23 protein-coding genes are annotated in these 25,412 nt (G+C 66.5%); 9 read left to right on the forward strand and 14 right to left on the reverse strand.

The window, feature by feature from the left end:
• Window positions 1–3: 3 nt before the first annotated feature.
• Window positions 4–2,634, reverse strand: coding sequence for a GH92 family glycosyl hydrolase (locus tag QXH22_RS08945; RefSeq protein ID WP_306275395.1), 2,631 nt, complete (start codon window positions 2,632–2,634; stop codon window positions 4–6).
• Window positions 2,635–2,795: 161 nt separating this feature from the next.
• Between QXH22_RS08945 and QXH22_RS08950 the strand changes: the two genes are divergently transcribed.
• The 4 genes from QXH22_RS08950 to QXH22_RS08965 all read left to right on the forward strand — a co-directional run bounded on the left by QXH22_RS08950 (window position 2,796) and on the right by QXH22_RS08965 (window position 7,947).
• Window positions 2,796–3,485 carry an LpqN/LpqT family lipoprotein gene (locus tag QXH22_RS08950; protein WP_306242352.1) on the forward strand — a complete coding sequence of 230 codons (690 nt, stop codon included), beginning with the start codon at window positions 2,796–2,798 and terminating at the stop codon, window positions 3,483–3,485.
• Between the two features lie 181 nt (window positions 3,486–3,666).
• The gene (locus tag QXH22_RS08955; protein ID WP_306242354.1) at window positions 3,667–4,152 is read left to right on the forward strand and encodes a hypothetical protein; all 486 of its coding nucleotides are present in this window, start codon (window positions 3,667–3,669) and stop codon (window positions 4,150–4,152) included.
• Window positions 4,153–4,309: 157 nt separating this feature from the next.
• Window positions 4,310–5,713 carry an alpha/beta fold hydrolase gene (locus QXH22_RS08960; protein ID WP_306275396.1) on the forward strand — a complete coding sequence of 468 codons (1,404 nt, stop codon included), beginning with the start codon at window positions 4,310–4,312 and terminating at the stop codon, window positions 5,711–5,713.
• Window positions 5,714–5,736: 23 nt separating this feature from the next.
• Entirely contained in the window at window positions 5,737–7,947 is a 2,211-nt protein-coding gene (locus QXH22_RS08965) for an FUSC family protein (protein WP_306276002.1), read from the forward strand.
• Between the two features lie 2 nt (window positions 7,948–7,949).
• Here QXH22_RS08965 and QXH22_RS08970 read toward each other — a convergent pair whose 3' ends face one another.
• Window positions 7,950–8,258: a hypothetical protein gene (locus QXH22_RS08970; RefSeq protein ID WP_306242357.1), complete on the reverse strand. Its 309-nt coding sequence runs from the start codon at window positions 8,256–8,258 to the stop codon at window positions 7,950–7,952.
• A gap of 129 nt (window positions 8,259–8,387) precedes the next feature.
• On the opposite strand from QXH22_RS08970, the gene QXH22_RS08975 reads away from it, so the two are divergent.
• Window positions 8,388–9,650 carry a cytochrome P450 gene (locus QXH22_RS08975; protein WP_306242359.1) on the forward strand — a complete coding sequence of 421 codons (1,263 nt, stop codon included), beginning with the start codon at window positions 8,388–8,390 and terminating at the stop codon, window positions 9,648–9,650.
• A 202-nt stretch (window positions 9,651–9,852) separates the two neighbouring features.
• A complete protein-coding gene (locus QXH22_RS08980) occupies window positions 9,853–10,647 on the forward strand; it encodes a GAF and ANTAR domain-containing protein (RefSeq protein WP_306275397.1) in 795 nt (264 codons plus the stop codon).
• On the opposite strand, the gene QXH22_RS08985 is transcribed toward QXH22_RS08980, so the two are convergent.
• From QXH22_RS08985 to QXH22_RS09025, 9 genes are all read right to left on the reverse strand, one after another.
• Complete coding sequence (locus tag QXH22_RS08985; protein ID WP_306275398.1) at window positions 10,611–11,564, reverse strand: AraC family transcriptional regulator; 954 nt, start codon at window positions 11,562–11,564, stop codon at window positions 10,611–10,613. The genes QXH22_RS08980 and QXH22_RS08985 overlap by 37 nt on opposite strands.
• A gap of 83 nt (window positions 11,565–11,647) precedes the next feature.
• Window positions 11,648–13,228: a fatty-acid--CoA ligase FadD1 gene (fadD1, locus tag QXH22_RS08990; RefSeq protein ID WP_306242364.1), complete on the reverse strand. Its 1,581-nt coding sequence runs from the start codon at window positions 13,226–13,228 to the stop codon at window positions 11,648–11,650.
• Window positions 13,228–13,644, reverse strand: coding sequence for a Zn-ribbon domain-containing OB-fold protein (locus QXH22_RS08995; protein ID WP_306242366.1), 417 nt, complete (start codon window positions 13,642–13,644; stop codon window positions 13,228–13,230). Before QXH22_RS08995 ends, fadD1 begins: the two co-directional genes overlap by 1 nt.
• Window position 13,645: 1 nt before the next feature.
• Window positions 13,646–14,848, reverse strand: coding sequence for a thiolase family protein (locus QXH22_RS09000; protein WP_306275399.1), 1,203 nt, complete (start codon window positions 14,846–14,848; stop codon window positions 13,646–13,648).
• Window positions 14,845–15,270, reverse strand: coding sequence for a MaoC/PaaZ C-terminal domain-containing protein (locus tag QXH22_RS09005; protein ID WP_306275400.1), 426 nt, complete (start codon window positions 15,268–15,270; stop codon window positions 14,845–14,847). The genes QXH22_RS09000 and QXH22_RS09005 overlap by 4 nt, the downstream gene beginning before the upstream one ends.
• On the reverse strand, window positions 15,267–15,764 hold the full coding sequence (locus QXH22_RS09010; protein WP_306275401.1) for a MaoC family dehydratase N-terminal domain-containing protein: 498 nt from the start codon (window positions 15,762–15,764) through the stop codon (window positions 15,267–15,269). Before QXH22_RS09010 ends, QXH22_RS09005 begins: the two co-directional genes overlap by 4 nt.
• Complete coding sequence (locus QXH22_RS09015) at window positions 15,748–16,854, reverse strand: acyl-CoA dehydrogenase family protein (RefSeq protein WP_306275402.1); 1,107 nt, start codon at window positions 16,852–16,854, stop codon at window positions 15,748–15,750. The genes QXH22_RS09010 and QXH22_RS09015 overlap by 17 nt, the downstream gene beginning before the upstream one ends.
• 4 nt (window positions 16,855–16,858) lie before the next feature.
• Entirely contained in the window at window positions 16,859–18,037 is a 1,179-nt protein-coding gene (locus QXH22_RS09020; protein ID WP_306275403.1) for an acyl-CoA dehydrogenase family protein, read from the reverse strand.
• 103 nt (window positions 18,038–18,140) lie between these two features.
• Complete coding sequence (locus tag QXH22_RS09025; RefSeq protein ID WP_306275404.1) at window positions 18,141–19,166, reverse strand: 1-aminocyclopropane-1-carboxylate deaminase/D-cysteine desulfhydrase; 1,026 nt, start codon at window positions 19,164–19,166, stop codon at window positions 18,141–18,143.
• A 355-nt stretch (window positions 19,167–19,521) separates the two neighbouring features.
• Here QXH22_RS09025 and QXH22_RS09030 point away from each other — a divergent pair, with 355 nt between their 5' ends.
• Both QXH22_RS09030 and QXH22_RS09035 read left to right on the forward strand, forming a co-directional pair.
• On the forward strand, window positions 19,522–19,725 hold the full coding sequence (locus QXH22_RS09030; RefSeq protein ID WP_055578804.1) for a cold-shock protein: 204 nt from the start codon (window positions 19,522–19,524) through the stop codon (window positions 19,723–19,725).
• A gap of 313 nt (window positions 19,726–20,038) precedes the next feature.
• Window positions 20,039–21,268, forward strand: coding sequence for a cytochrome P450 (locus tag QXH22_RS09035; protein ID WP_306276003.1), 1,230 nt, complete (start codon window positions 20,039–20,041; stop codon window positions 21,266–21,268).
• On the opposite strand, the gene QXH22_RS09040 is transcribed toward QXH22_RS09035, so the two are convergent.
• Window positions 21,249–21,596, reverse strand: a complete 348-nt coding sequence (locus QXH22_RS09040; protein ID WP_306275405.1) for a hypothetical protein — start codon at window positions 21,594–21,596, stop codon at window positions 21,249–21,251. The two genes, QXH22_RS09035 and QXH22_RS09040, sit on opposite strands and share 20 nt — an antisense overlap.
• Window positions 21,593–23,035 (reverse strand): amidase, encoded by a 1,443-nt coding sequence (locus QXH22_RS09045; RefSeq protein ID WP_306275406.1) that lies wholly within the window; start codon window positions 23,033–23,035, stop codon window positions 21,593–21,595. The genes QXH22_RS09040 and QXH22_RS09045 overlap by 4 nt, the downstream gene beginning before the upstream one ends.
• Before the next feature lie 110 nt (window positions 23,036–23,145).
• On the opposite strand from QXH22_RS09045, the gene QXH22_RS09050 reads away from it, so the two are divergent.
• Window positions 23,146–24,489, forward strand: a complete 1,344-nt coding sequence (locus QXH22_RS09050; RefSeq protein ID WP_306275407.1) for a hypothetical protein — start codon at window positions 23,146–23,148, stop codon at window positions 24,487–24,489.
• On the opposite strand, the gene QXH22_RS09055 is transcribed toward QXH22_RS09050, so the two are convergent.
• Complete coding sequence (locus QXH22_RS09055; protein ID WP_306275408.1) at window positions 24,468–25,406, reverse strand: carbohydrate kinase family protein; 939 nt, start codon at window positions 25,404–25,406, stop codon at window positions 24,468–24,470. The two genes, QXH22_RS09050 and QXH22_RS09055, sit on opposite strands and share 22 nt — an antisense overlap.
• Between the last annotated feature and the right edge of the window lie 6 nt (window positions 25,407–25,412).

The following is a 25,412-nucleotide window of genomic DNA, read 5'->3' on the forward strand; positions in this document are numbered from 1 at the left end:
ATACTATTCGCCTGAATCCGCTCTCGCGGCGTCGACCATGACGGTCAGATATCTGCTGCTTCCTCCCGCCGTCGCGGTCAGGAAGACCTGGTAATAGCCCTGGGGCACCGTCTTCGCCACGGTGATCGCAACATCCACCTTCGCGGCCCCGTCGCGCCCGAATCGTCCATTCGCCGGGGCAACTGTGATTCCCGGCGCGTAAGACATACCGGTAACGGTGTATTCGTCGACTCCGTCGATCATCCGCTGCGCGTCGAGCTGCAGCGTGCCCGTCGTCCCCGGCGCGATCGTGGCGACCGGACTTGGCGCGTTGACCGCGAAAGTCGAACTGCCGGCACCGAAGGACGGTGGCGCCGACAATTCGGCGGTGCCCCAGCTGTCGGGTCGGGCAGCGAGCGAGAACGCTACGTCACCCCCCGTGGTGATCAAAGATTCAGGGAGATAGGTCCGATCGCTCGGTTCACCGTTGAGGCGCAGACCTCTGATGTACTTCAGGCGGTTGAGACCCGATGCGCCCGGCGCGGTGATGCGGATGGATTGCCCTGTGGGCAGAGCGATTACAGCGCGATCGAACAATGGCGTGTTGACGGCGAGGACCGGGGTGCCCGGGATGATCGGATACATGCCCAGGGCGGCCCAGACGTACCAACTGGACATCGCGCCGAGATCGTCGTTGCCGGGTGCGCCGTCGGGCGTCGGGCCGAACAGCCCACGGACCCGGTCGACGGTGCGTTGCGTCTGCCAAGGCTCGCCGACGTAGTTGTATAACCACGGGACACCGAAACACGGCTCGTTACCGGCCCACAGGTAGGGCTCGTTCGGACCTTCGTTGAGGCGCTTGGTGAATCGATCGAGGCGCGCGGCGAACGCCTTTCGGCCACCCAGCGCGGTGACCAGGCCGCCGATATTCTGTGGCACCAGCCACAGGTACTGCTCTGCGTTGCCCTCGTCATAACCGGGCTGGCCGAACGCCGACCCGGACTCCCGAAAACCCGGACCCTCGCGGAAGAGCCCGCTCGGGCTGCGCGGCGAAATGTATCCGGTCGTCGGATTGAACAGGTTCTGCCAGTACTGTGCCCGGTCCTGGAACGCGGCGGCGGTCCGGTCGTCCCCCAGTGCGGCGGCGAATCGGGCGATGGCGAAATCATCGATCGACCACTCCAGAGTGATCGAGGCGCCGGGGCCGAACGCGGTGAGCTGTGGGAGGTAGCCAAGCTGCAGGTAGGCGCCGATCCCCGGACGCTCGACGTACCCGTCTACACCGGCACCACCGAGGGTCGCGCCACTGACCATGAAACGCAGGGCGGCCGCCGTGTCAAAGTCTCTGGCCCCGAACATGTACAGGTTCACGATCAGCGGGACCACGCTGTCGCCGGTCATCTGGCTTGTCGCGGCATTGGCCAGGGCCCACCGGGGCAGGGCGCCGCTCTGCTCGGCATCGGTCACCAGCGACTGGGCCATGTCACTGGCCTCCTTCGGGAACAACAGACCTTGCAGCGCGGCCAGGCTGCGGTAGGTGTCCCAGTCGGAGAAATTGGCGTACTGCGTACGGCCCGGCGCGACGGTGTGGATCGCGTTGTCGAACCCGATGTATCGGCCGTCGACGTCGTTGAAGGTGTTGGGATGCAGCAACGACCGGTACAGACAGCTGTAGAAGGTCGTCACGTCGGCGGGGCTGCGACTCGACACCGTGATCCGCGACAGCGCACCGTTCCAGGCACTGGTCGCGGCCGCGCGAACGCCGTCGAAGGTGCCGCGCTCGGCAGCCAGGTTCGCGCGGGCGCCCTCGATGCTCACATAGGAGATGGCGGTCCGTACCTCGAGCACGGCACCGGCCGGAAACAGCACGTAGCCTCCGCTGTACGGCGAATTAGCCTGACGGGCACCGTCATACACCGAATAACCGTCCCAGGTTCCGTAGGACAGGAACGGCTGGTTGAACTCCATCGCGAAGTACACCGTGTAGGTGTTCTGCTTGTCGCAGAACGAGCCGCTGGTCGCCCACCCGGTGATCGTGGTGTTGTCCTCGCCGAGCTGAATTGCCGCGCGCGAGTTGCCCGCCAGCGACGCACCCGAACGCACGTGCAGCAGCGCGGGCCGGTTGTCGCGCGGGAAGCTGAACCGTCCGAGGCCGGTCCGGGTGGTCGCGGTGAGTTCTGCCTTGACTCCGGTATCTGGAAAGCGGACCGTGTAGTAGCCCGGCACACCGGACTCCGTGTCGTCGTGGGCGATTCGATCCCACGCCGCCCACGGCCGGGAACCGACGGAGCTGGTGGTCGGCAGCATGGAGATGTCGCCGAAGGCGGGGCAGCCCACCGAGGCGTGGGTCATGCTGAATCCGGTGGCGCGGTCGTTGGCATGGTCATAACCGGCGTAGTTGTCGACGGTGTCAGGCGAGTACTGCACCATGCCGAAAGGCACAGTGGCGCCAGGAAAGTTGTTGATTTCCCCGACGATGTCGCCGCCGGTACCGGTGCCGACAAGAGTGTCGACGTGCTGCACCAGATTCGTCACCGCTGCGGGCTCGCCGTCGTAGGCAGTCGGTGCCAGCAGGAAAAACGGCACGAAGAGAGCCAGCACCGCGAGGGTGGCGGCGGTGGCCCTGAGGCCCGTTCGCGACCTTGAAGACCGCATAAATGTCTCTTACTGCACGCCGGCGGTTCCAGTGGCATTTTCGGCGAACGACTCACCCAGCGTATTCGGCAGATAATGACGACGAACTGCGCGCTTCGGCTACTCTCTTCTCCTACGTCACCGGCACAGATGCCGGTGCCACAACTTTGGAGATGCGAGAGATGAAGGACCTGACGGCAGTAGTCGCAACGGTGGCACTGAGCCTGACGCTGGTGGGGTGCCACTCCGAAACCAAGACCGAAGTCAAGACATCGACTTCGACGAGCACGTCCACCTCGACGTCGACGTCCACCTCCACGACGACGACCAGCGCAACGTCGGGCGCGCAGGCCAATAAGACCATTGCCGACTACATCCGGGAAGCCAACCTCAAAGAGGTGCCGGTGCACCACGGCGATCCCGGCTCCCCCACCATCAACCTTCCGGTGCCCAACGGCTGGCACACGGTTCCCGAAGGACAGGGCGCGCCCTACGGCGGCATCGTCTTCGACGCGCCGGCTGACCCCAATGACGCACCGACGATCGTGGCGATCGTGTCCAAACTGGAAGGCAACGCCGACCCCAAGAAGATCCTCGAATACGCGCCCGGTGAGTTGAAGAACCTGCCCGAATTCGAGGCTGGCAGCCCGAACGGGAAAGAGTCCACTCTCGGCGGCTTCCCGGCGTGGCAGTTCGGCGGGTCCTACACCAAGAACGGCAAGAAGCGCGCTGTCGCGCAGAAGACCGTCGTGATCACCGGCCCCAACGGCTTGTTCGTGCTCCAGCTCGACGCCGACGCGCTGGACTCCGAGGCCGGCCCGTTGATGGACGCCACCGCGGTGATCGACGACCAGACCACCATCACTCCCTAGTTCGAGAACGCAACGCGCCGCGGAGCCCGCACGCTCCGCGGCGTTTTGCTGGGCGGCCGCCGGGCCGCGTCGCCGAGCGTGAGCTGACGGCGAGATCCGGGCCCGATCGCCACCCTGTCTTCACGCTCGGCGACGTCGAGGCGTCTCCCGCAGCACCGCGCGATTGTCTACGGTGAAACGCATGACAGAACAGTCGTATGCGGTTGACGTCGGCCACCCCCCCTCAGCGTTGCTCAAAGCCGTCAACCCGGCGCTGGGCTTCCTGTTGGGGACCCCGCTCGGCGGGTCGCTGCGCACACAGTTCATGGTGCTGAATTTCTCCGGTCGCAAGTCGGGCAAGCAGTTCAAGCTCCCGGTGAGCGCGCACGTCATCGACGGCGACCTCTACGCGCTGGCCAGTGCCGCCTGGAAGTTCAACTTCCGCGGCGGCGGCCCCGCGCAGGTGGTCTACAACGGCACGACGACCGCAATGCGCGGCGAGCTCGTCGAGGACCGTGCCGTCACCCGCGATCTCTACGTGCGCGCCGCGCACTCCTACGACGTCAAGCGCGCGCAGCGTCAGATGGGGCTGAAGTTCCGCGATAACCGGATGCCGACGCCGGAGGAGTTCGGCGAGGCGATCGAACGGCTCAAGCTGTCCGCCATCAAGTTCATCCCGGCCGGCTGAGCAGCGACCTTTGCCCTTCTCACTACGTGCCGGGTGCCGGGCACCGGCTTACCTGGCAGCCGTGGTCCTTATCGCAGGTGTGCTCGGATGCTCCCACGGGTCAACCAGCCGAATCTCGTATGCGCCCGCGCCCTGCCCCCAACCGAACTTCCCGGGAGTGGCCCAGGCCGACCTGGGCGCCAACTACAGCTGCGGTTACCTCAGCGTGCCGGAGAACCGGGACGAGCCGCAGAGTCGAACGATCCGGATTCTCGTCGCGCGGGTGAAAGCCGCCAACAACGCACCCAAGGCCGACCCCATCGTGTTCTTGGCCGGCGGCCCCGGCGGGGCGGGGACGTTGAGCGCGCCGGCCGTGGTGGCCGGCGGGATGAACGCCGACCGAGACGTCATTTTCGTCAACCAACGCGGCACGTTACACAGCGACCCGCACCTGAGTTGCCCGGAAATGGACGACTTCACCACCCGCGCAGTGCAATTGGTGTTCCAGGCACCAGCGACCGCGGATCTGGACGCCGCCGCCGTTGCCGACTGCCGCAAGCGGCTGGCGTCTTCCGGTGCCGACTTCGCGGCGTATGACACGCGGGAGAACGCCGCCGATATCGCCGACCTGCGGGAGCAACTGGGCATCGAGCAGTGGAACGTCTACGGCGTCTCCTACGGCACCGACCTGGCTCAGCAGCTCCTGCGCGACCACCCCAAGGGCATCCGGTCGATGGTCCTGGATTCGGTGGTGGCACCGCAGGTGAACATCGTCGACCACTGGTGGGATGCGCCCGCCAGTGGCCTGGCCGCGATCTTCGTGGCATGTGCCAACCAGCCCGCCTGTGCGGCCGCGTACCCGAACCTGCCGACGGTGTTCCTCGACACCGTGAATGCGTTGAGCCGCAACCCGATCGAGGTGACCACCACGAACCCGGCGGGCCAGGCGACGCGGGTCACCATCGACGGGTCCAAGGTCGTGCCCCTGGTACTGGACTGGAGTGCCGATCCCGCCAAGGTCGTCGATATCCCACGGATGATCTACCAACTGTCCCGCGGCGACGGAGCCCTGGCCGGCACCGGGATAGCCGCCGCCGCGCCGTCGGGACCCGACCGCGGCCTCCTGGGCGCGGGGCTGGCGCTGGGCACCTACTGCCAGGAGATGGCCGCGTGGACCAACCCGGATCAGGCCCTGTCCCAGGCGCGACTGGCGATGCCCGGGCTGCCTGACTCGGTGTTGCGGATCACGCCCACCGGCAGCTGGATCTTTCGCGAGTGCCAGGCGTGGGGTCTGGGCCGGTCCGACACGGCGGACACCATTCCCGCCCTGAGCAAGGTACCGACCCTGATCCTGTCGGGTTCCTTCGATTCCAGCACCGCGCCGCAATGGGTGAAGGAGGTGACGCCCGGCCTGCCCAACTCCGTCGCATTGCGTTTTCCGGGCGTCGGCCACGGCGTCATCCCGAAATCGCCGTGCGCCCAACAGATCATGACGGCATTCCTGGACAACCCGCGCACCGATGTCGAGCAGTCCTGCATCGGCCAGATCACCATCCCGACATTCAGCCTGCCGCAGGGATGAAGACCGCCATCCTTCCCGCGTCGATGACCGAGCGCTACCAGTGGGCACGGACGTGGACCATCGGCTCCGACCCGGGCCTGTTGCGGCTACGACTGGCCACCCGCACCACAATCGCGCTGGCCTGCTCCCTGCTGGTGATGTCGGTGCTGACCCGCGCGGCCCACCAGCCGTTGACCGTCGCCCTGCTGGGCGCCGTGATCACCATGATCGCGGCACGATCGGTCAACGAGCCTGACCCACGCCAACAGCGGATCACGATGGCGTTGTTACCGGTGCCGGCGGCGCTGTCCATCACTGCCGCGGCCCTGCTGACCCCCTATCAATGGGTCAGCGACGTCGTCTTCGTGATCGTCGTGTTCGTCGCGGTGTACGTCCGGAGATTCGGGGCCCGCGGCCGGGCTCTCGGAATGGTCGCGTTCATGGCCTACTTTTTCAATCTCTTCCTGCGGGCGGGTGTGCACGAGTTGCCGTGGATGATCCTGGCCGTTCTGGTGGGCACCCTGTGCACCTTCGTCATGACCACCTACGTACTGCCCGACCGTCCAGAACGCGTGCTGCGGGCCACTATTCGCTCGCTACGGGCACGGATGGCGATCGTGGTTGACACCACGGCCGACGTCGTGCGTAACGGGCGCCTCGAGGAGCGGCGCCACCGGCGACTGCGCGTGCGCATCGCCCGACTCAACGAGACGGCCCTGATGGTGCAGGACCAGATCGAGGACAAGGCCAACCCTGCCGCGTTATGGCTCGGACACAACGGTGATCAGTTGGCTCCGTGGCTGTATGACGCCGAACTCGCTGTCGAATGGGTCGCGATCGCCGGTATCCGCGCGGCGTCGGAGGAAGCGGCAATCCCGGCAGCGATCCGAGGCGAACTGGCCGTCGCACTCAACCAGCTCGCCCTGGCCATCGGGGTACCCGATCCCGCCGGCCTGGCCCGGGCGGCGAACCAGGCGCAAGACATCCTGGATCGTCAGCCCGAACCACCCTGCGACTTCCCGCACGCCGCGGTACGCCGCCTTGCCCTGGCGATTGTCTCCGCGGCGACAGCGACCGCCGAGGTGCGGGAACAGATGGAGCACGCGGGTGCCGACGACGACACGACGCGGGAACCCGAGGAGGCCGCTGCCGAAACCGAGACCGACCCCGATTCCGAAGAGTCCCCGCATGAATTGCTCCCGACGACCAGGCAGGCCATCCAGGCCTCCGTCGCGGCGGCGCTGGCAATCATCACCGGCGACCTGGTGTCACCGGCGCGTTGGTACTGGGCGGTGATCGCCGCGTTCGTGGTGTTCGCCGGTACCACTACCTGGGGAGATACCCTCACCAAAGGCTGGCAGCGACTGCTGGGCACCGTGTTGGGCGTGCCGTGCGGCATCCTGGTGGCCACGCTCGTCTCCGGTGACCGCACCGCCTCGCTGGTCATGATCTTCGTCTGTTTGTTCTGTGCCTTCTATTTCATGCAGCTGACTCAGAGCCTGATGGCCTTCTGGATCACCACGATGCTCGCGCTGTTGTACGGGCTGCTCGGCCAGTTCAGCTTCGGCGTGCTGCTGGTGCGGATCGAGGAGACCGCCATCGGCGCCGTGATCGGTTGTGCTGTCGCAATTCTGGTGTTGCCCACCAACATCGGGACGGTGCTGCGCAAGGACACCCGCGACTTCCTGGCCGAACTGTCCGCTTTGATCGCGACCTCCATTGCGACCATGTTCGATCACGACCTACCGGAAAGTCCGACCGAGCAGGCGCGCCAACTCGACCGTAAGCTGCAACAGGTCCGGGCCACTGCCAAGCCGTTGCTGGCCGGCGTCGCGGGGTTCGCCGGCCGGCGCAGCATCCAGCGCCGGCTCCGGTTGTTCCGCGCTTGCGACCGCTACGCCCGCATTCTGGCCCGGCGCAGCGAGCAGTACCGCAACCCGGACTGTCCGCAGGAACTGGCCGGCGCGGTCACGGCGGCCGCCGATCAGATCAGGCACAACATCGACTCGCTGGTCGCGACGCTGGACGGCGCACACGCCGAGTCCGTCGTCTCAGCGGCCGACGCCCTAGACGCCGCCGAGGCGCTGGCCCGCCAACATGACAGCACCTTCAACCTGGCGGCGCCCGCGCCCGACACGCAACGACACCCCTCAGTGCTTCATCCGCTGCGTCAAATCGATCGCGCCATCGTCGCCGCCGCAACCCACCTCGACAACGATGCGGGGCTCAAGATGCCCGCGCCACAACGTAACTGATCTCAGTACGGCCACACCTTGCGGAGGATGTCGGCCAGCTCAAAGGTCACCTGTGTGAGCCTGGCCTGTATCTCGGGCCGTTGCTCCGGGGGCAGATTGTCCACCTCGCCCTGCACGATGGTCGCCTGCCGCTGCAGCTGCGCCAACTGCTGACTGCGCTGCGCCTGGGACAGGTTGTCCCAGTTCGCGTGCAGTTCAGAGGTCTGCCGTTGCAGCTCCTGCACGTCGGACTGCGCGTCCGCCTGCGCGGGACTCGCCGTCAGCAACGCACAGGCGGCCAGCCCCGCAATCACTATCGCCGGAATCTTCATGCCGCTCAGACTGCCGCGGCCGGCTTGTCCGATGTTCGCGGATTTCTTGCGAAACTCTTGCGCCGGGCGACGACAGCGTCGATACCATCGCAGTACCCCTCCTCCGAGGAGCTGCGAAGGAGCCACGCGATGGCCGCCCCAAACCTGCCGCCGGGATTCGATTTCACCGACCCCGACATCTACGCGCACCGATTGCCGGTTGAGGAATTCGCGGAGCTGCGCGCCACAGCACCGATCTGGTGGAATGAGCAGCCGATCGATCAGGGCGGCTTCGGCGACGGCGGCTACTGGGTGGTGAGCAAGCACCGCGACGTTCGCGAAGTCTCGCTGCGCAGCGATATCTTCTCGTCGGCCGAGAAGTCCGTGGTGCCGCGCTACCCGCCAGAGGTGGCGCAAGCGCAGATCGAACTCGGCCGGACATCGATGATCATGATGGACGACCCCGAGCACAGCCGGCTGCGCAAGATCATCGCGCGCGGGTTCACGCCGCGCGCTGTCGAACGGTTGCGGGCCGACCTGGCCGAGCGTGCCCGTCAGATCGCGACTCGCGCCGCCGCCGAGCGATCGGGTGATTTCGTGCGGCAGGTGGCCTGCGAGCTGCCGCTGCAGGCGATCGCCGGATTACTCGGGGTGCCGGCCGAGGACCGCGACAAGCTCTTCGACTGGTCGAATCAGATGATCGGCGCCGACGATCCGGAGTTCGCCGACCATGATTCACTGACCTCGGCAGCCGAAATGATGTGGTACGCCATGCAATTGGCCGAACGCAGGGCGTCAGAGCCCGCTGACGACATCGTCACGACGCTGATCCGGGCCGACGCCGACGGCCACCGGCTCACCGAGGCCGAATTCGGAATGTTCGTGGTCACCCTCGCCATCGCCGGAAACGAGACGACGCGAAATTCGATCACCCAGGGCATGATGGCGTTCACCGACTTCCCGGAGCAGTGGGAGCTGTTCAAAGCCCAACGCCCCGCCACCACCGCCGACGAGATCATCCGCTGGGCCACTCCCATCACCGCGTTTCAGCGAACTGCCCTGGCGGACACCGAACTTGGTGGAGTCGCCATCAAGAAGGGCCAGCGACTGGTGATGTTCTACCGGTCAGCCAACTTCGACGAAGACGTCTTCGACGACCCCTTCACGTTCAACATCCTGCGCAGCCCGAACCCACACGTCGGTTTCGGTGGCACCGGAGCGCACTACTGCATCGGCGCCAACCTCGCACGCATGACGATCGACCTGATGTTCAACGCGATCGCCGATACGATGCCCGACCTGGCCCCCGCCGGAGATCCCGAGCGCCTGCGCTCACCGTTCATCACCGGCATCAAGCATTGGCCGGTCGACTATCAGGGCGGGGACGGCGGGCGGCCGAAATGCGAAAAGTGAGCCGCAGGCAGAAATCCTCTCCGCGAAAAGCGTCCGGGGACCGGCTGACCGGCCTCGTGCACGAAAAGCTCGGTGTGACAACGTTTCCGTGCTGATCCGGGGTCTCGCATGGCGTCACCCGCAGGGGGCACGCGGCTTGTCGGGCCGATTGGTGGGCTGGGATAGTCAACCCGGATGCAGCCACCGAGCTCTGGAGGGGATCGTGAGGGGCCACGACGTCGGCTCGCGGTTATCGGAACAACCTGAACAGACTCTGTCGACCGAACGTCAGAGCATCTACGCGGTGCTGCGGAAAGTCGACGAGTTGCAGCGCAGCCGCGAGGTGGATTTCGGGAGGGTGCTGCGCGACATCATCGCGATCACGGTCGCGGCGGTGCCGGGTGCTCGGTACCTCGGGGTCACTGCCTTCGACGGCTGCGGGGCGGTTCGCACGTTGATCGCCAGTCATCGCGATGCCGCGTTGTCGGACACCGTGCAGCGTGAGGTCGGCGAGGGTCCGTGCCTGTCGGCGGCATGGGGGCGCCGCACCATCTGCATCGACGACCTGGCCGCTGATCAGCGCTGGCCGCGCTATCGCGACGTGGCACTGGAACGCACCGGTATCCGCTCGATGATCTCGTTCCCGCTGTTCACCGAGGAAGCCGCACCGCCCGCGTTCAGCGTGTACGCCGAATCTCGCTACGCCTTCACCGAGGAATCCGTTCAGCTGGGACTGATCTATGGGGCGCACACCAGCGTGGCGTGGAACGCGATCCGCAGTCGGCAGCACTTTCGCGCGGCGCTGGCCAGCCGGGACGTGATCGGTCAGGCCAAGGGCATCCTCATGGAGCGCTTCGATATCAACGCCGTGGGCGCCTTCGCGATGCTGCGCCGGTTGTCTCAGGAGTCCAACACCAAACTCGTGCACATCGCCGAGAAACTGATTCGGCTCGGGCGCGCCGGTGACGGGCCGGGTGACCGTCAGTGGCGCAACGTGTCGTGTGGCGAGCGTCCGTAGATCTCCCGGTAGTAGGCGGCGAACCGGCCGATGTGGGCGAAACCCCACCGATTGGCGATCTGCGTCACGGTGGTCGACTCGCGGGCGGCGCGCAGCAAGTCGTGGTGAGCACGGTGCAACCGCACCTTGCGCAGGTAGTCCATGGGCGTGCAGTCCAGGCGTTGCCGGAACATGTATTGCAGGGTCCGCGGCGTCACGTAGACATGTTCGGCGATATCGCTCAGCATGATCTCCCTGTGCGCGTTCTCCTCGATGAACGCGATGGCCCGTCGCAGCAGTACCGGCTTGGCGGCGTCGCGGCGATCGGTGGGAGTGGGCTCGAGCAGGGCGTTGCTCGGAAGGGCGGCCAGTACAGCGGCCGCCAAGTGAGCCGCAACGGTGCCGGTGACCAACGGCGACGTGCAGGCTTCCGGGTCGGACAGGACGTGATCCCGCAGATAGTCGATCAGGGCGCTCAGCCGCCGGCCGGCCGCGGCCGTGACCGGCCGATGACCCGTCAACCGCACCGGCGCACTGTGGGCGCCGGGGGCACTGCTTGCGGCGCGATCCAGCAACGCCGGATGGAATCCGGTGAGGTCGTAGTCGGCCTGACAGACCTGCCCGGAATAGGGCAGTTCGGGCGGGGAGAACAGCGTCAGGTCGCCGGGGGCGAACACATCCTGCGGTTCGCCGATGAAGTTCTCCTCGATCCGCCCCGAGTGCACCCGGCACAGCAGGATCTTCCCCAGCGGGTCGGCGTCGTAGCTCATGTCGTAACTGAACGACAGCTCGTCGAAGGTGACCGGGCCCGACCATCGCCGCTGAATGCGGGCGCGGCGGTTGTCGCCGGTGGCCCCGATGCGCATTTCGGTGTAGTTGCGCACCAGGAAGTCTTCCGTTTCGCCCAGGTCGCAGCTGTCAAAGTCAAGAGAATCCATTACCTACGCCACCTTCACGGGTCACCCCCATCTTGCCCAGTACCAGCAAGTACCTCAACCTGCCGCCGGTTCACCGGCCCGGGTCACTCGGGTGCAACGCGATAATCCCGCCCTCTGTCCGCCCGCGCCCACAGCACACCATCCCCTGCCCGGGGGCCCTCGGCGATGAGTTCCCGCTTGAGGACCTTGTTGGTGGCGGTCCGCGGAAGTGCCGCGGTGATCCGCACGTACCTGGGCCATGCTTTCGGCGACAAGTCGGCCTGCGACGCGAGGAAATCGCGGAACTGCCCTGGGGTCACCGTCGCCCCGTCGTTCAGCACGACCGCCGCCATCACCTGGTCGCCGACACGCTCGTCCGGCACCGCATACACGGCGACGTGGTTGATCTCCGGCAACCGTTGCAGCACCCGCTCGATGGGGCCCGCCGCCATGTTCTCGCCGTCGACCCGCATCCAGTCCGCAGTGCGCCCCGCCAGATAGATCCAGCCATCGGCATCGCGGTAGGCCAGATCGCCCGACCAGTACATGCCGTGGCGCATCCGCTCATCGGTGGCTTCGGGATCGTTGTAGTAGCCGGTGAATCCACCGGCACCGAAGGTGTTCACGAGTTCACCAACGGCCTCGTCAAAGTTGACGAGCGCACCGTGCCGATCGAAAACGGCTGGCGCGCATTCGGTCACGGTGTCCGAGTGGTACACGCTGACCCCGGGATATCCCCTGCCGATCGAGCCCGCAGGCGTGCCGTCCTCGCGCATCACGACGACGGCGAACTCGCTGGAGCCGAAGCTGTCCACCACCCGGCAGCCGAAACGTCGGGCGAACCTGTCCAGATCGTGTTCGGTGGCCTCGTTCCCGAACGCCGCGCGCAAGGGGTTGTCGGCATCGTCGGGCTGCTCGGGGGTGGCCAGTATCAAGGCCAACGGTTTGCCGACGTAATTCATGTACGTCACTCCGTGTCGGCGGATGTCAGCGAGAAACCGTGACGGCGAGAATTTGGCCGGCACCATCGTCGCGCCGCAGGAGATGGCCACCGCCCACCCCGCCGCGACCCCGTTGGAGTGGAACAGCGGCATCGCCAGGTAGCACACATCTGCCGCGGAAAGCTCGAACCGCTCGACCAGGCTCGCACCGCACATGACCCCCATGGCGTGCGCGAACCGGACGGCCTTGGGATCACCGCTGGTGCCGGAGGTGAAGATGATCACCACCGGATCGGCACCGCTCACCTCAACGGGCGTCAGAGGGTGCGCCGCTGCCACACCATCCGCATAACTGGCGCTGTCGACATCGATCACTGGCAGTCCGGTGAGCTTGAGACCGTCGAGCAGACCGCGGTGTTCGGAGTCGACGAGCAGAAGTTGGCAGTCGGCCCTGCCGACGTCGGTGGCCAGGCCCGCTCCGCGCCGGGTGGTGTTGACGCCGCACAACACATAGCCGCCCAGTGCCGCCGCCGCCATGGACCGCAGCATCGCCGGAGAGTTGCCGAGCAGCGCACCGACATGCAGGGGACGGTCGGTTGCCATCACGCCGAGCAGAAAGGACGCCTCCGCGGATGCCTCGGCAAGGTGCTCACGCCAGGTCCAGCGCCGGTCGCCATACGCGACCGCGACGCTGTCATCGTCGGTGCGGGAACGCAGCAGTTGCTGGATGGTTTCGAACGGCATTACCTGTCAGCCTCTTTGGTGTAGTACAGCAACGTCACCGGCTGACCGGGTACATCGTGGAACACCGGCGCCACCCGCATCCCGACCCGGATCTGCCCGGGCTCGACATCGACCAGCTCGGTACTGACGCGCGGTCCGGCATCCCACTGCACCACCGCGAGCAACTGCGGCAGACGATCCGCCCACGGCGGGCCGGTCGGCCGGCGCGCCACGGTGTAGGTGTACAGCGTTCCGGCGCCGTCGATGTCGCGCCACTCCAGATCGTCGGCGAGGGTACCGGGCGCCAGCGTGCGCGGGTAGAAGACGTATCTGTCCGACGACGGTGAATATTGGATGCGAATACGGTGTTCGCGCAATGCATCCCAGAACGGCTGGGAAACCGGTGTCGCCTCGGGCAGCGGGCGCGGCTCGGTCATGTCAGTCACCCCCCAGCACCAGCGCCACCTGTTCACTCATGATCCCGCCATTGCCGGTCACGAAGGCGGCGTTGCAGTCGTGCACTTGCGCCGCAGCGGCCCTGCCCATGATCTGGCGGGCCCCGTCGACCACATGGTGCATACCGCCGGCCATGCCGGCCTGACCGTAGGACAGTTGCCCGCCGGCGGTATTGAGCGGGAAGTCGCCGCCGAAGGTGAGGTCATGCTCGGTCAACCACCTCATGCCCTCCCCTTTGCCGCAGAATCCGGCGTCCTCGAGTGTCATCAGCACGGTGATCGTGTAACAGTCGTAGATCGATGCGACGTCGACGTCGCCGCGTCCGAGACCGGCCATCGCAAAGGCCTTTTCGGCCGCGCGGGCGATCGGTGTGCGCAGTAGGTCGTCGGCGTAGGTGGGCGTTTTGAATCGGATGTGCTCCCCGAAACCCTTGATCCAGACGGGCCGGTGGCGGGCCGTGCGGGCGATGTCGGCATTGGCGATGAGCACCCCGGCGCCGCCCTGAACCCGCATCACGGTTTCCAGCATGTGGATCGGATCGGCGATCACCGGACTGTTCAGCACGTCGTCGACGGTGATCGGTTTACCGTGGAACACCGCCGACGGATGGGCACAGGCGTTGGTCCGCTGATCGACCGCAATTTTCGCCAACGCGGATGCTTCGTAACCGTATTCGGCGGCGTAACGCTGCGCGATCTGCGCATACGGTGCGTTCTGGCCGACGTTGCCGTAGGGGATCTCGAACTCGGCCTGCGGTGAGCCGTAGTTGTTGCTGGACGCCCCGTACCAGCCCAGGGTGCGGGCAGCCCGGGTGTGGGACCGCGGAATCTCCTGTGACCCCGGTACCACCGCCAGAACCGCGTCACAGATGCCGATTTCGACCGCTGCAGCGGAGCGCCACACCATGCCTGCGGCGGTGGCGCCGCCCAGATCGACGCGATCGCCGAAATCCAGTGGAATGCCGAGATATTCCGACAGCGTGGCCGGTGCGAACATGTCGGACTCCGCAATCCCGTGGCACGACAAACCATTCACCACGTCGGGTTTCACACCGGCGTCCTCGATCACCAGCTTTGCCAGTCGTGCGTACTGATCGAGGGTGAACGAGGGCGGTCCGCTCTGCCGCTTCTCGGCCGGCAGCTCGGCGATGCCGATGATGGCGGCCTCGCCGCGCAGTCCGGTCACGGGGTGGGCCTGTACGGCAGCGACACCGTCGCGGTGCCCGGCATCAACACGTCGTCGCCGCGCCGGCAGAAGATGTCCAGATCCACCAGCTGATCCCGCTTCCCGGTGACCACACCGCCGAAACGCAGTTCCTGGCCGGGATAGGCGATCGCGCGATTCTGCACCGAGAACGACACCAGCCGCCCTGCTCCGCCGATCCAGTCGGTGAGTGCCCGTGACAACAGCGCCGCCTGCAAGGGACCTTGCACAAGCACATTGTCGTAGCCTTCAACGTCGCGGGCCCAATCCTTGTCGTAGTGGATGCGATGTCCGTTGTATGTCGCGGCGCTGAAGAAGAACATCTGCGTCTCGGTGACGGTGACGGCCAGCACCGGTACTGGAAAACCGGTTTCGACATCGTCGACGTACACCTGCCCGGTCATGCGGGCCTGGCGATCATCGACATGGTGGACTCGGCGATGAGTTCCCGGTGCTGGTTGTGGTATTCGCCGCGCCAGGTCACCAACACGAATCTCCCTGAGCGCCCCTCCTTCTCCACCATCGAATCGATGGTGCGGACCATCTCGATCTCGTCGCGGTGGTAGGCCGGCCCGTGGAAGGTGGTGCTTTCGCCGCCTGCCATCCGCCGGGGTGCCCGCGGAAACGCCAGGCTGCCGGTCACCGCGCCGGACGACCCGTCCGGGCGCAATTCACCGAGCGCGCTCACGCCAAGGATGGCGTATTGCAGAAACAACGGCGGACAGACTATGTCGCGGTACCCGTGCGCGCGCGCGTAGTCGGTGTCGAACCACAGGGGGTTGTGATCGTCAACCGCGGCGGCCCAGCGTTGCCAGTCCCGCCTGTTCACCTCGCCGGTCGCGGTCGCCACTACGGTGCCGACTCGCGCGGCGGACTCCGGGTCAATCAGACTGTCCATCGTCCCCTTCCCGATTCATTTCACCCTCAAGCCATTTGGCGGCCACGTCGGCCCCACCACCCCAGGTCGACAGGACCCTGGCCCGCTCGGAGAACAGGTGCAGGTCGGTGTCGACGACATATCCCATCCCACCGTGCAGCTGATGCGCGTCGAGGGTGATCTGCCTGACCGCGGCGGCGTGCATTCTGGCGATCGCGGTTTCCCGGGTGCCGGTGCGACCGCGACCGATCCAGAACACCGCAGACTGCGCACTCAGCCTGGCCGCCGAGAGCGCGATGCGCATATCGGCCACCAGGTGTTGCGCCGCCTGGAACGACGCAATCGGCCGGCCGAATTGCTCGCGCATCGTGGTGTAGTCGACGGTGCGCTGCACCACCGCCTCACCCACCCCGACTAGATCCAGGGATAGCAGTGCCACAGCGGCATTGGCGACCCGACGCAATGCGGTGCGGCAGATATCGACGCCCAGAACACGGTTGTCGTCGTCGACCGGCACCTCGTCGAACGTGACCGTCCCGGCTCGGTGGCCTCCTGCCATCGGCAGCGCTTCGACAGCGACCCCGGTCGTCGTCAGGTCCATCACGAAAACACCGGTCGCGGAATCGGTTTCCGCCGCAACGATGATCAGGTCGGCCTGGTCGGCGGCGGCGACGAAGTCGGCCATCCCGGACAACCGCCACCGGCCGGCCGCATCGGCGGCGGCGCGCAACGGCGAACCCAGTATGGACGCGTCGCGCGGGTTCCACAGCGCGGTCGTGGCGCGCGAGCTTCCTCGGGTCAGGCGCGGCAGCCAGGCCGCCCGCGCACCCGGCCCACCCAGCCAGTCGATGGCCAACGCGGCTCGCAACGTGCTGTGAATAACGTCAGGGCACAACGCACGGCCCGCCTCGAGGCAGAAGATGCCCAGATCGCTCAGCGTCCCGCCCGAGCCGCCGTACTGCTCGCCGATCGCCAGCCCGAGCAGCCCGGCCCGGGCAAGATCGTCCCACAGCTTCGGCGGAACATGCCCGCCGTCGAGTTTCTGTGCGGCCAACAGGCTCCGGCACATCGCGGCCAGATCGCGTTCATCCTGATCGGGGAGTAGTCGCACCCGATCACCGCCCGTAGGACGGCATGCCGTAACCGCGCTGGGCGATCACATCCCGCAATACCTCGTTGGTGCCGCCGCCGAAGCGCATCAATGGCGATACCCGATAGAGACGCTCGAAGAATCCGCCGAGCGGCGCCTGGACACTACGGTGTGCCAGCAGCCCGTCCGGGCCCAGCAGATCAAGCGCCAAATCCGCGATGCGCTGCCGCAGTTCGCTGGTGAAGATCTTCTCCACGCTCACCTCGACCGAGGGGATGCGTCCGCTGTCGAGCAGGGACGCCGCCTCGTATCCCATCAGCTTGGCGGCTTCGACATCTGCCTCCGCCTGCGCCAGGCGGCGACGGATACCGGCTTTGCGCGCCGGCACCGAGCCGTCGCGACACGGCTGGTGTGCCAGCTTCACCAGGTCGTCCAAGGCTCGGCGCAGATCACCCGCGTTGGTCAAGGCGCCCCGTTCGAGATCCAGCGCCCCGGTGATGTAGGTCCAGCCCTTGTTCACCTCTCCGATCAGGTTGCCGAGGGGGACCCGCACGTCGCGGAAGAACGTCTCGTTGGTGCGGTAGCCCGACCAGGCGTACAGCGGTCGGACATCGACACCCGGGCTGTCGATCGGAACCATGATCACCGAGATCCCGCGGTGCCGCTTTGCGTCGGGATCGGTTCGTACGCATAGCCATTCGTGGGTACAGCGCTGCGCTCCGCTGTTCCATATCTTGGAACCCGTGATAACCCATTCGTCACCGTCGCGAACGGCCCGGGTGCGCAGGCTGGCCAGGTCGGTGCCGGCGTTCGGCTCGGAATAGCCGACGGCGCAGACCAATTCGCCCCGGGCGATGGGCGGCAGGAACTCCTGCTTGTTCTGCTCGGTGCCGTGCCGCATGATCATCGGCGCTACCGAGGTGACCGTGAGATCAGGTCCCGGCACACCCCAGTACTCGAACTCGCTCATCAACAGGTGCTGGTGCATCGCGGTCAGGCCCAGCCCGCCGTACTCGCGCGGCCAGCTCAGTCCGAACCAGCCGCGCTCGCCGATCTTGCGGCGGAATGCCGTCAGCTCGCCACCCTGAAATTCGAGGTCATGCTCAGCCATCTCGGCACGCAGCGCCGGGGTGACGTTGTCCTGCAGGAACTGCCGCACGTCGGCCAGCCACGCCCGCTGCTCGTCGTCGAGCTCGAACTCCACCATCGCGACATTAGTCCGCCTGCGCTATTTCGCTACCCCCGGTTGCGGAAAGCGCGGATTTCGCGCCCGCGACCTGGGCGCGCGACGATTTCGAGCTGCCCGACTACGAGATGGGCCGGACCTGCCGAGGATCGGTTCCGCGCAATTGCGCCCGTGGACCGTTCGTGTGCAGATAAAGCGCCGGCCCATCGGGTAGTCGACCGCAGGCACGCAAGTCCAGCAGGGCCGCCATCGCTTTCGCGGTATAGACGGGTTCGAGGTCAAGGTGTTCTGCGTCGTGCGCAAGCCGCAGTGCCCGGGCGCCCTCGGCCGTCGGGTGGCCATAGCCCCGGCCGAGCCAGTCGCGCAGCAGCAGAAGGCGATCTCCCGGAGTATCAGCAACGTGCGCCCCGCGGCGCCGCAGCAGGCGTGCGGCGCGACCAGCGAGCGAGGTGATCGATCGGCGGTCCAGGCGCAGCGTGTCGTTGACGACGACGCCGATCACCGTCGTGCCAAGACCGGCCAGCGCCAATCCGAGATGCAGACCGGCGACCGTGCCGCCGGATCCCACGGCCACCACGACGGACGCCGGCTCCGGCAACGCGCCCGCGTCGACCTGCGCGGCGATTTCCAGTGCGGTCTCGACGTATCCGAGGACACCCAGTGGGGAAGATCCGCCGGCGGGCAGCAAATAGGGCCGGCGGTGGCGCAGATACAGGTAGGGCACCGCCGCCGCTGTCCGGAGCTTGTTGTGCGTGAGGTAGATGTCCGCGCCGCAGGCACGCAAGCGTTTCAGCTGAGCCGTGACATGCTCGTCGACCGGCTGATCGATCAGCGCAAGCGCGGTGCGCAGGCCGAACTCGCGGCCGTATAGTGCGGTCGCCAGGCCCCAGTTGGTACCGAGTCCACCGAAGGTCAGAATCGTTTTGCGCCCAAGCCTTTTCGCTTCAGGTAGCAGCCACTCCAGTTTGCGCACTTTGTTGCCGCCCCAGCCTCCGTTACCGTAGGCGCCGTCATCCTTGATCCAGAGCGGCGAACCGGCGCCGCCCAGGCCGGACAGCATGCGCACCGGCGTGGGGCCGTCGCCGAGGTGGGCGCGGTGCAGGGTGTCGCGCAGTCCGGGGCAGCGCTCGTACAGGTAGGTAGTCACGGGAAAATTGTGCTGACCGAGGGAATCGATGAGCCGACCGGCCCGACGTCGCACTATCGCGGTGACCGATTCGGCGCTTCGGTGCCGACGGCGCTCTCGTGGCTTCTTGCCGAAGCAAGACTGGCCTAACTTTCACCATGCCAGGCGGCGCGGAAGTAATGCGACGTGACTCCAAAAAGTGGCGAATTCCATTCCCTTGCAACGCTATTCGGCACAAAGGCGAATCCCGAAGTACCGAGATCTGCGACGAGACGATCAAACCTCAAGCACGAAGGGCAATGTCACCCAGGCAGCCGTGCTAGTGTCATGCGGGATGTTTTTCGGCATCCATCCAGAATGAGAGAGTAGAAAAAGTATGGCACAGGGGACTGTGAAATGGTTCAACAGCGATAAAGGTTTCGGATTCATCGCTCCCGACGGCGACACCGGAGATGTGTTCGTTCACTACTCCGAGATCAACGGGAATGGCTACCGGTCGCTCGAAGAGAACCAGCGAGTCCAATTCGACATCGGGCAAGGCGCCAAGGGGCCGCAGGCCACGGGAGTGACCGTCATATAACCCGACATTCTTCAAGTAGGGGCCGGCAGGCGACGTCCTGCCGGCCCTTACTCTATTCCGGGCGGATTTCGACCATACGCGATCCACCATCCCGTATGGCGACGCTGCTTCGCTCGGGTAAAACGAGCCGATAGATCCGTCACATCGGGTCAAATTCGTTGACAAGCGTCATACTGCGGCCATACATTATCTGACAGTTGTCCAGGCGGCCTGTGGACCCTGGGCCGCACTTCAGTGGCAGGTGGCGAGCGATGAAAAATTCCGCACCAGATCCGGGTCGCGCCAACTCGCCGGGCACACCGCCGGGGCGATCATGACTGTCGGCACCACTCCCCCAAGCGTTTTCGAGGCAGATCTGCCGACGCTGTCGTATGAACCCACCGAGACTCCGGCGGCCGTCTACCCGCGAATCCGGGAAGCGCAACGGCAGGCCCCCATCGCTCTGGGGCCGTTCGGACCCGAGGTGCTGTCATATCACCTGGTTCGTTCCGTGCTGCGCGACGGTCGTTTTCAGATCCCGCCGGGCCTGAACCTTGTTGTGCAAGGCATCACGTCTGGACCGCTGTGGGACAAGGTGATGAACAGCCTGCTGTGCCTGGAAGGTGACGCCCATCATCGGCTGCGCAGCCTGACGTCGAAGGCGTTCACACCCCGCGCCACCCTGCGCCTGCACGACACCATGGTGGCCGTGATGAACGATCTGATCGATCAGGTCGCGGACACGCGGCACTGCGACGTGGTCAACGACCTGGCCCGGCCCTACCCGGTGCCGATCATCTGCGCCCTGCTCGGCGCACCCCGCGAAGACTGGCAACGGTTTTCGCTGTGGGCCGACCAGATATTCAAGGCCTTCAGCTTCATCGCAGGCGTCAGTGAAATCGAGCCCGATGTCATGCGCGCCTGGGGCGAACTCGACGACTACGTCGACGAGATGGTCGCCCGGCGCCGGCACAGCCTCACCGAGGACCTGCTGTCGGAGCTTATCCGCGCCGAGGATGACGGTGACCGGCTCAATCCCGCCGAGTTGCGGATGCTCGCGGGAGGACTGCTGCTGGCGGGTACCGACACCACCAGGAATCAGCTGGCGGCGTCGGTGCACGTGCTGTGCGAGCACCCGGATCAGTGGGATTTGCTCGCGGAACGCCCCGAATTGGCGATGCGCGCCGTGGAGGAGACGATGCGCCACTCCCCCATCGCGTGCGGAACCCTTCGTCTGGTGACCGAGGATGCCGAGATCGACGGCTACCTCTTCCCGGCGGGCACCATGGTTCTGGTCAATACCGCTGCGGCCAACCGGGATCCGTCCGTCTACGACGACCCCGAACGCGTCGACATCACCCGCGAAGGGGCGCCGGCGATACTGACATTCGGTGGCGGCATTCATTACTGCCTCGGCGCCAACCTCGCCAGGCGCGAACTCGCCGAGGCGCTGACGGTGCTCACCGGCCGGATCCAGAACCCCCGTATCGTCGGCCCCGCTCCGTGGAAGCCGATGGTGAGCTTGAGCGGGCCGCTGAGCCTGCCTATCGCGTTCGATCCCTAGTCGCGGCCGCCAGCACCTCGTCGAGCTCAGCCAGCGGCCGCGCTTCTCCGCCGTCGACCGACGCGGTGAGTTGCCCGCAGTCCACAGTGACCTCATAACTCGCCAGGCCATCCGGGAAATGCCGCAGCCGCAAGGTCACCACCGCTGCGCTGCGCCAGTCCGCAGAGTCCAGGTGCCAGCACGGATCGGTCAGCTCCAGCACCGTCAAATCTGTTGCACGATCCACCAATTGAGGAGTATCGACCCATTGAAAGGCACGCACCTCAAGCTGTTCCACCCCGACGATGTAGCGACCGTCGGGCGAGGCGCTCCGGTCTTCGCGCGTCACGGAACCGCCGGGCGGTGAGACGACCACGGGTGAGCCGACTCCAGTTGGGAGGCAATCCGAATCAGCACGTCCTCACGTCCGTACGCGGCAGCGAGCTGAACACCGACCGGCAGTCCATCGGCGTTGCGGTACAACGGCAGGCTGATCGCCGGCTGGCCGCTCATGTTGAATGGCGGTGTGAATGCGGCGAACTCGCCGCCGCGGCGCATCGGCGCCGTCGGATGGTCCGGACTGTTCTCGAATTCGGCGAGCGGCAACGGCGGCTCGGCCACCGTCGGGGTCAGCAGCAGGTCCCAGCCGTCGGCCCACCATTGCTGCAGTGCACGGCGGAACGCATACACCGCGTTCTCTGCCGCGGCGTAATCCACCGCAGTCACGTGCTTTGCCCGTTCGATCAGCACCCAGTTGACCGGCTCGATGTCCTCGGCTGTGACCTCGCGGCCGAGGGTTTCGCTGAACCCGCGCGCGGCCATCGCCATCTGGGTGGCCCACAGCGCCATGAACTTCTGCTGCAAACTCGGATCCGCCAGCGCCGACGGCCATGCGGGTTCGACGATGTGGCCGAGGCCCTCGAGCATCGATCCTGCAGCGCGCACCGCGGAGACGCAATCTTCGTGCACGAATCCGCCGCGCGGGTGGATATCGAGCAGCCCGATGCGCAACCTCCCAGGGTCGGCACCCAACTCCTGCAGATACGGACGTTCCGGTGCCGGCGCGATCACCGTGTCGCCGACTCCGGGCCCCCGCACCGCGTCGAGCAAGCCCGCGGTATCCCGGACGGTGCGGCTGACGCACAACTCGACACCGAGCCCCGCTTCGGCCCGCTTCGGGCCCACGGTGATGCGGCCCTGGCTCGGCTTGAGGCCCACCAGCCCGCAGCACGACGCCGGGATGCGGATGCTGCCGCCACCGTCTGAGGCGTTGGCGAACGGCACCATCCCGACCGCGACCGCCGCGGCCGCCCCGCCACTCGAGCCGCCCGAGGTCCGGTCCAGCGCCCAGGGGTTACGCGTCGGCCCCCAGGCCAGCGGCTGGGTGGTCGGCAGGCTGCCCATTTCGGGACTGTTCGTCCGGCCGGCGATGACGAGCCCGGCCGCCTTGAACCGGGACACCAGAGTGGTGTCCGCGGCGTCGACCTTGCCGGCCTCTTTGAGCGCCACGTTGCCGTTGGACAGGGTCTGTCCGGCGAAGCTGGTGTAGAGGTCCTTGAGCAGAAACGGCACACCGCGGAACGGGCCGTCTGGAAGACCGGGGTCGGCAGCCACCGAGCGGGCGTGCTCGAACCACTCGATGACCACGGCATTCAGGGCCGCATTGGACTGCTCGATGCGTGTGATTGCCGCGTCCAGCAGCTCCCCCGGACTCACTTCTCCCCGGGCGACCAGCGCCGCCTGGTCCGTGGCGTCCATCCAGCGTGTTTCTTCGGCAAGAGCACTCATGATGTCGGGTCTATCACGGCGGGCGATTTCTTCCGCAAAGCGCTCGATTCGCCGTGCACAAAAAACGCCTTTAGGCTCACAGCACACATGACTTAGCGGGGGGAACGCTGATGAGGGTGCTGAACAGGCTGTTCGCGTCCGGCTACATACGTGCGCTGGTCGCGTTGCCGGCATGCCTCGGGATCGCCGCCTGCTCCACGTCAGCGACCGTCACACCGCCCGCAGCACAGACCACGCACACCACGGTCAAGCCGCCGCCCAACACCGTCGCGCCGCAGCCGCCGCACGTCAGCCCACTGGCGAAAGATTGGAAAACCTACGGCGACACGGTGTACTTCGGCTGCCCCACGGAATTCTCGACCAGCAAATCCGCTCTGGAAGATATCCGGCCCAAAGTCCTCGACCCGAAAACTGCCGACCTGATCATGCCGGCGGTGCCGATGGTTGCTGCCGGCGAGACTGTCACCGGCGCGATGTGCGCGCTGTCGAACAACGTCGGCGACATGAAGGTCGTCTACGTCGTCGCGACCGCCGTGCCCGGCCAGAAACCGGAGGCGGTCAAGGCCACCGCCTACCTGTTCGATCTCAAATCGAGTCAGCCGCTGGCAACCCGCGAGGTGCTCCCGCCCGGACCCGGGCTGAAGCTCGCCGCGGCCAAGGATTGGCGGCTGGCCCCGACCACCACCGGAGTGGCGTGGATCAACGCCTTCGACGATGCGCGGGGGACGCCGTCGCCTCCGAAAACCACGATCCTGTCCAATACCGATCTGGCCACCCGCTGGGAGGACCCCGAGCAGGCCCGGGTGTGGCAGGACGTGCTGTCATTCCAGCGCACTCCGGTGCCCGGTGGCCCGCTCGGCGCTGAATTGCGTTTGCCCACAGGGGAACCCGTCTACCAGGACAATGACGTGGCCACCGTGGACTCCGAATTATCGGACGGGCCGGACAGACTCGTGCAAATCACGCACTGGGACTCGCACAATCCGCCGGTCATGTCGACCACCTTCTACGACCTGACCGCCCGGGCTCTTGTGAAATTCGGTGATGCCGAGCGCATTTCGGGGGGTGGGCTGGCCGCCACCCTGTCGGACGGCAAACTCTTCGTCGACGGGCGCGGCTCGGCCGGTTCCCAGTTCGGCTACGGCGTCTGGAATCTGCGCACCCAGCACTGGGACCTGCTCACCGCACGCGACGAGGCCAAGAAGCAACCGATTTCGAAATTGGCGTTCTTCGGCGACCATCTGTACGTCACCAACACCGGCGGCACCTATTCCGTGCTCGCGCTGCCGGCGACCAACCCGGTCGCCACCAACTGGACCGAGCGACCGTTCGGACGCATTTCCGGCTGGACCCTGGTGTGCAGCGGCGAGACCGCACCCCAGCAGAACGGGGAATGCCGGGAGATCCTGTTGGTGCGCGACACCGACGGCCGCTACCCGGGCCCCTGGTTCTGAGTCAGGAAAGCGTCCACTGCCGCGAGGTCGTAGGACCCCGCATCGGTGCCGACGCCGCGCGCGACCTGCGCCGCGGTGGCGCATCCCAGACGGGCCGACTGCGCCAGGTCACGCCCCAGCGCGCGCCCGAGAATGAACCCCGCCGAGAACGCGTCGCCGCACCCGGTGGTGTCCACGACGTCGACCGGATGCGCGGGCACCGCAATCGTCTCCCCGGGTGTAACGACCAGCGCGCCCTGGGCGCCCCGGGTCACCGCGACACAGCCGGCACCGGCTTCCAGCAGGGCCCTGGCACCTGTCTCGAGATCGGCAGCGCCGGTAAAGCCGAGCACCTGCTCGTCGTTGGGTAGCAGGTAATCGGTGTGCGGCAGCGCCTCGACTATCCACGCCAGCAGGCCCGGGTTGCCACCGGCCAGGATGTCGACCGACGTCGACAGCCCGTTGCCCTTGGCGCGTGTGAGCAGTGTTGCGGCGGCGGCTCCGCCCAGGAACTCCGGTCCGCCGAGATGCAGGTGCGCGCCGCGGGCGATGTCGTCGAGATCGAGAGCGTCCAGGGTGAGCGTGGCGTTGGCACCCGGACAGTGCCAGGCGGGCCGGTCGCCGTTGGGACGTACCGGGATGACCGAGGCCGAGGTCTGGGTGGACGTGGTGCGCGCGATGCCGGCGGTGTCGACTCCGTTGGCCGCGAGCAGCCCGAGCAGGGTGTCACCGAGCGCATCGGTGCCGACGGCTCCGTAGGAGCGGACCCGGGCTCCCAGCCGGCTCAGCACCACGGCCGTGCCGCCCGCGGTGCCCGCCGGGGAGATCTTGATGGCCTCGACCAGCTGGCCCTCGGAGCCGTCCGGAATGGCGGTGACCCCCAGGACGTGAGTATCGAGAACGTGGACGCCGACGACGGCGATGTCGATCTGAGGCATCGCGCG

Source organism: Mycobacterium sp. TY814 (genome assembly GCF_030755175.1).
In the GTDB taxonomy this organism is placed as follows: domain Bacteria; phylum Actinomycetota; class Actinomycetes; order Mycobacteriales; family Mycobacteriaceae; genus Mycobacterium.

Coding starts and splice junctions, on each gene's coding strand:
- QXH22_RS09050 (WP_306275407.1), top strand. CDS start 23,146: ATGAGGGTGCTGAACAGGCTGTTCGCGTCCGGCTACATACGTGCGCTG.
- QXH22_RS08965 (WP_306276002.1), top strand. CDS start 5,737: ATGACCGAGCGCTACCAGTGGGCACGGACGTGGACCATCGGCTCCGAC.
- QXH22_RS08970 (WP_306242357.1), bottom strand. CDS start 8,258: ATGAAGATTCCGGCGATAGTGATTGCGGGGCTGGCCGCCTGTGCGTTG.
- QXH22_RS09010 (WP_306275401.1), bottom strand. CDS start 15,764: ATGGACAGTCTGATTGACCCGGAGTCCGCCGCGCGAGTCGGCACCGTA.
- QXH22_RS09035 (WP_306276003.1), top strand. CDS start 20,039: ATGACTGTCGGCACCACTCCCCCAAGCGTTTTCGAGGCAGATCTGCCG.
- fadD1 (WP_306242364.1), bottom strand. CDS start 13,228: ATGCCGTTCGAAACCATCCAGCAACTGCTGCGTTCCCGCACCGACGAT.
- QXH22_RS09045 (WP_306275406.1), bottom strand. CDS start 23,035: ATGAGTGCTCTTGCCGAAGAAACACGCTGGATGGACGCCACGGACCAG.
- QXH22_RS08955 (WP_306242354.1), top strand. CDS start 3,667: ATGACAGAACAGTCGTATGCGGTTGACGTCGGCCACCCCCCCTCAGCG.
- QXH22_RS09005 (WP_306275400.1), bottom strand. CDS start 15,270: ATGACCGGGCAGGTGTACGTCGACGATGTCGAAACCGGTTTTCCAGTA.
- QXH22_RS08950 (WP_306242352.1), top strand. CDS start 2,796: ATGAAGGACCTGACGGCAGTAGTCGCAACGGTGGCACTGAGCCTGACG.
- QXH22_RS08985 (WP_306275398.1), bottom strand. CDS start 11,564: ATGGATTCTCTTGACTTTGACAGCTGCGACCTGGGCGAAACGGAAGAC.
- QXH22_RS09030 (WP_055578804.1), top strand. CDS start 19,522: ATGGCACAGGGGACTGTGAAATGGTTCAACAGCGATAAAGGTTTCGGA.
- QXH22_RS08995 (WP_306242366.1), bottom strand. CDS start 13,644: ATGACCGAGCCGCGCCCGCTGCCCGAGGCGACACCGGTTTCCCAGCCG.
- QXH22_RS08975 (WP_306242359.1), top strand. CDS start 8,388: ATGGCCGCCCCAAACCTGCCGCCGGGATTCGATTTCACCGACCCCGAC.
- QXH22_RS08945 (WP_306275395.1), bottom strand. CDS start 2,634: ATGCGGTCTTCAAGGTCGCGAACGGGCCTCAGGGCCACCGCCGCCACC.
- QXH22_RS09055 (WP_306275408.1), bottom strand. CDS start 25,406: ATGCCTCAGATCGACATCGCCGTCGTCGGCGTCCACGTTCTCGATACT.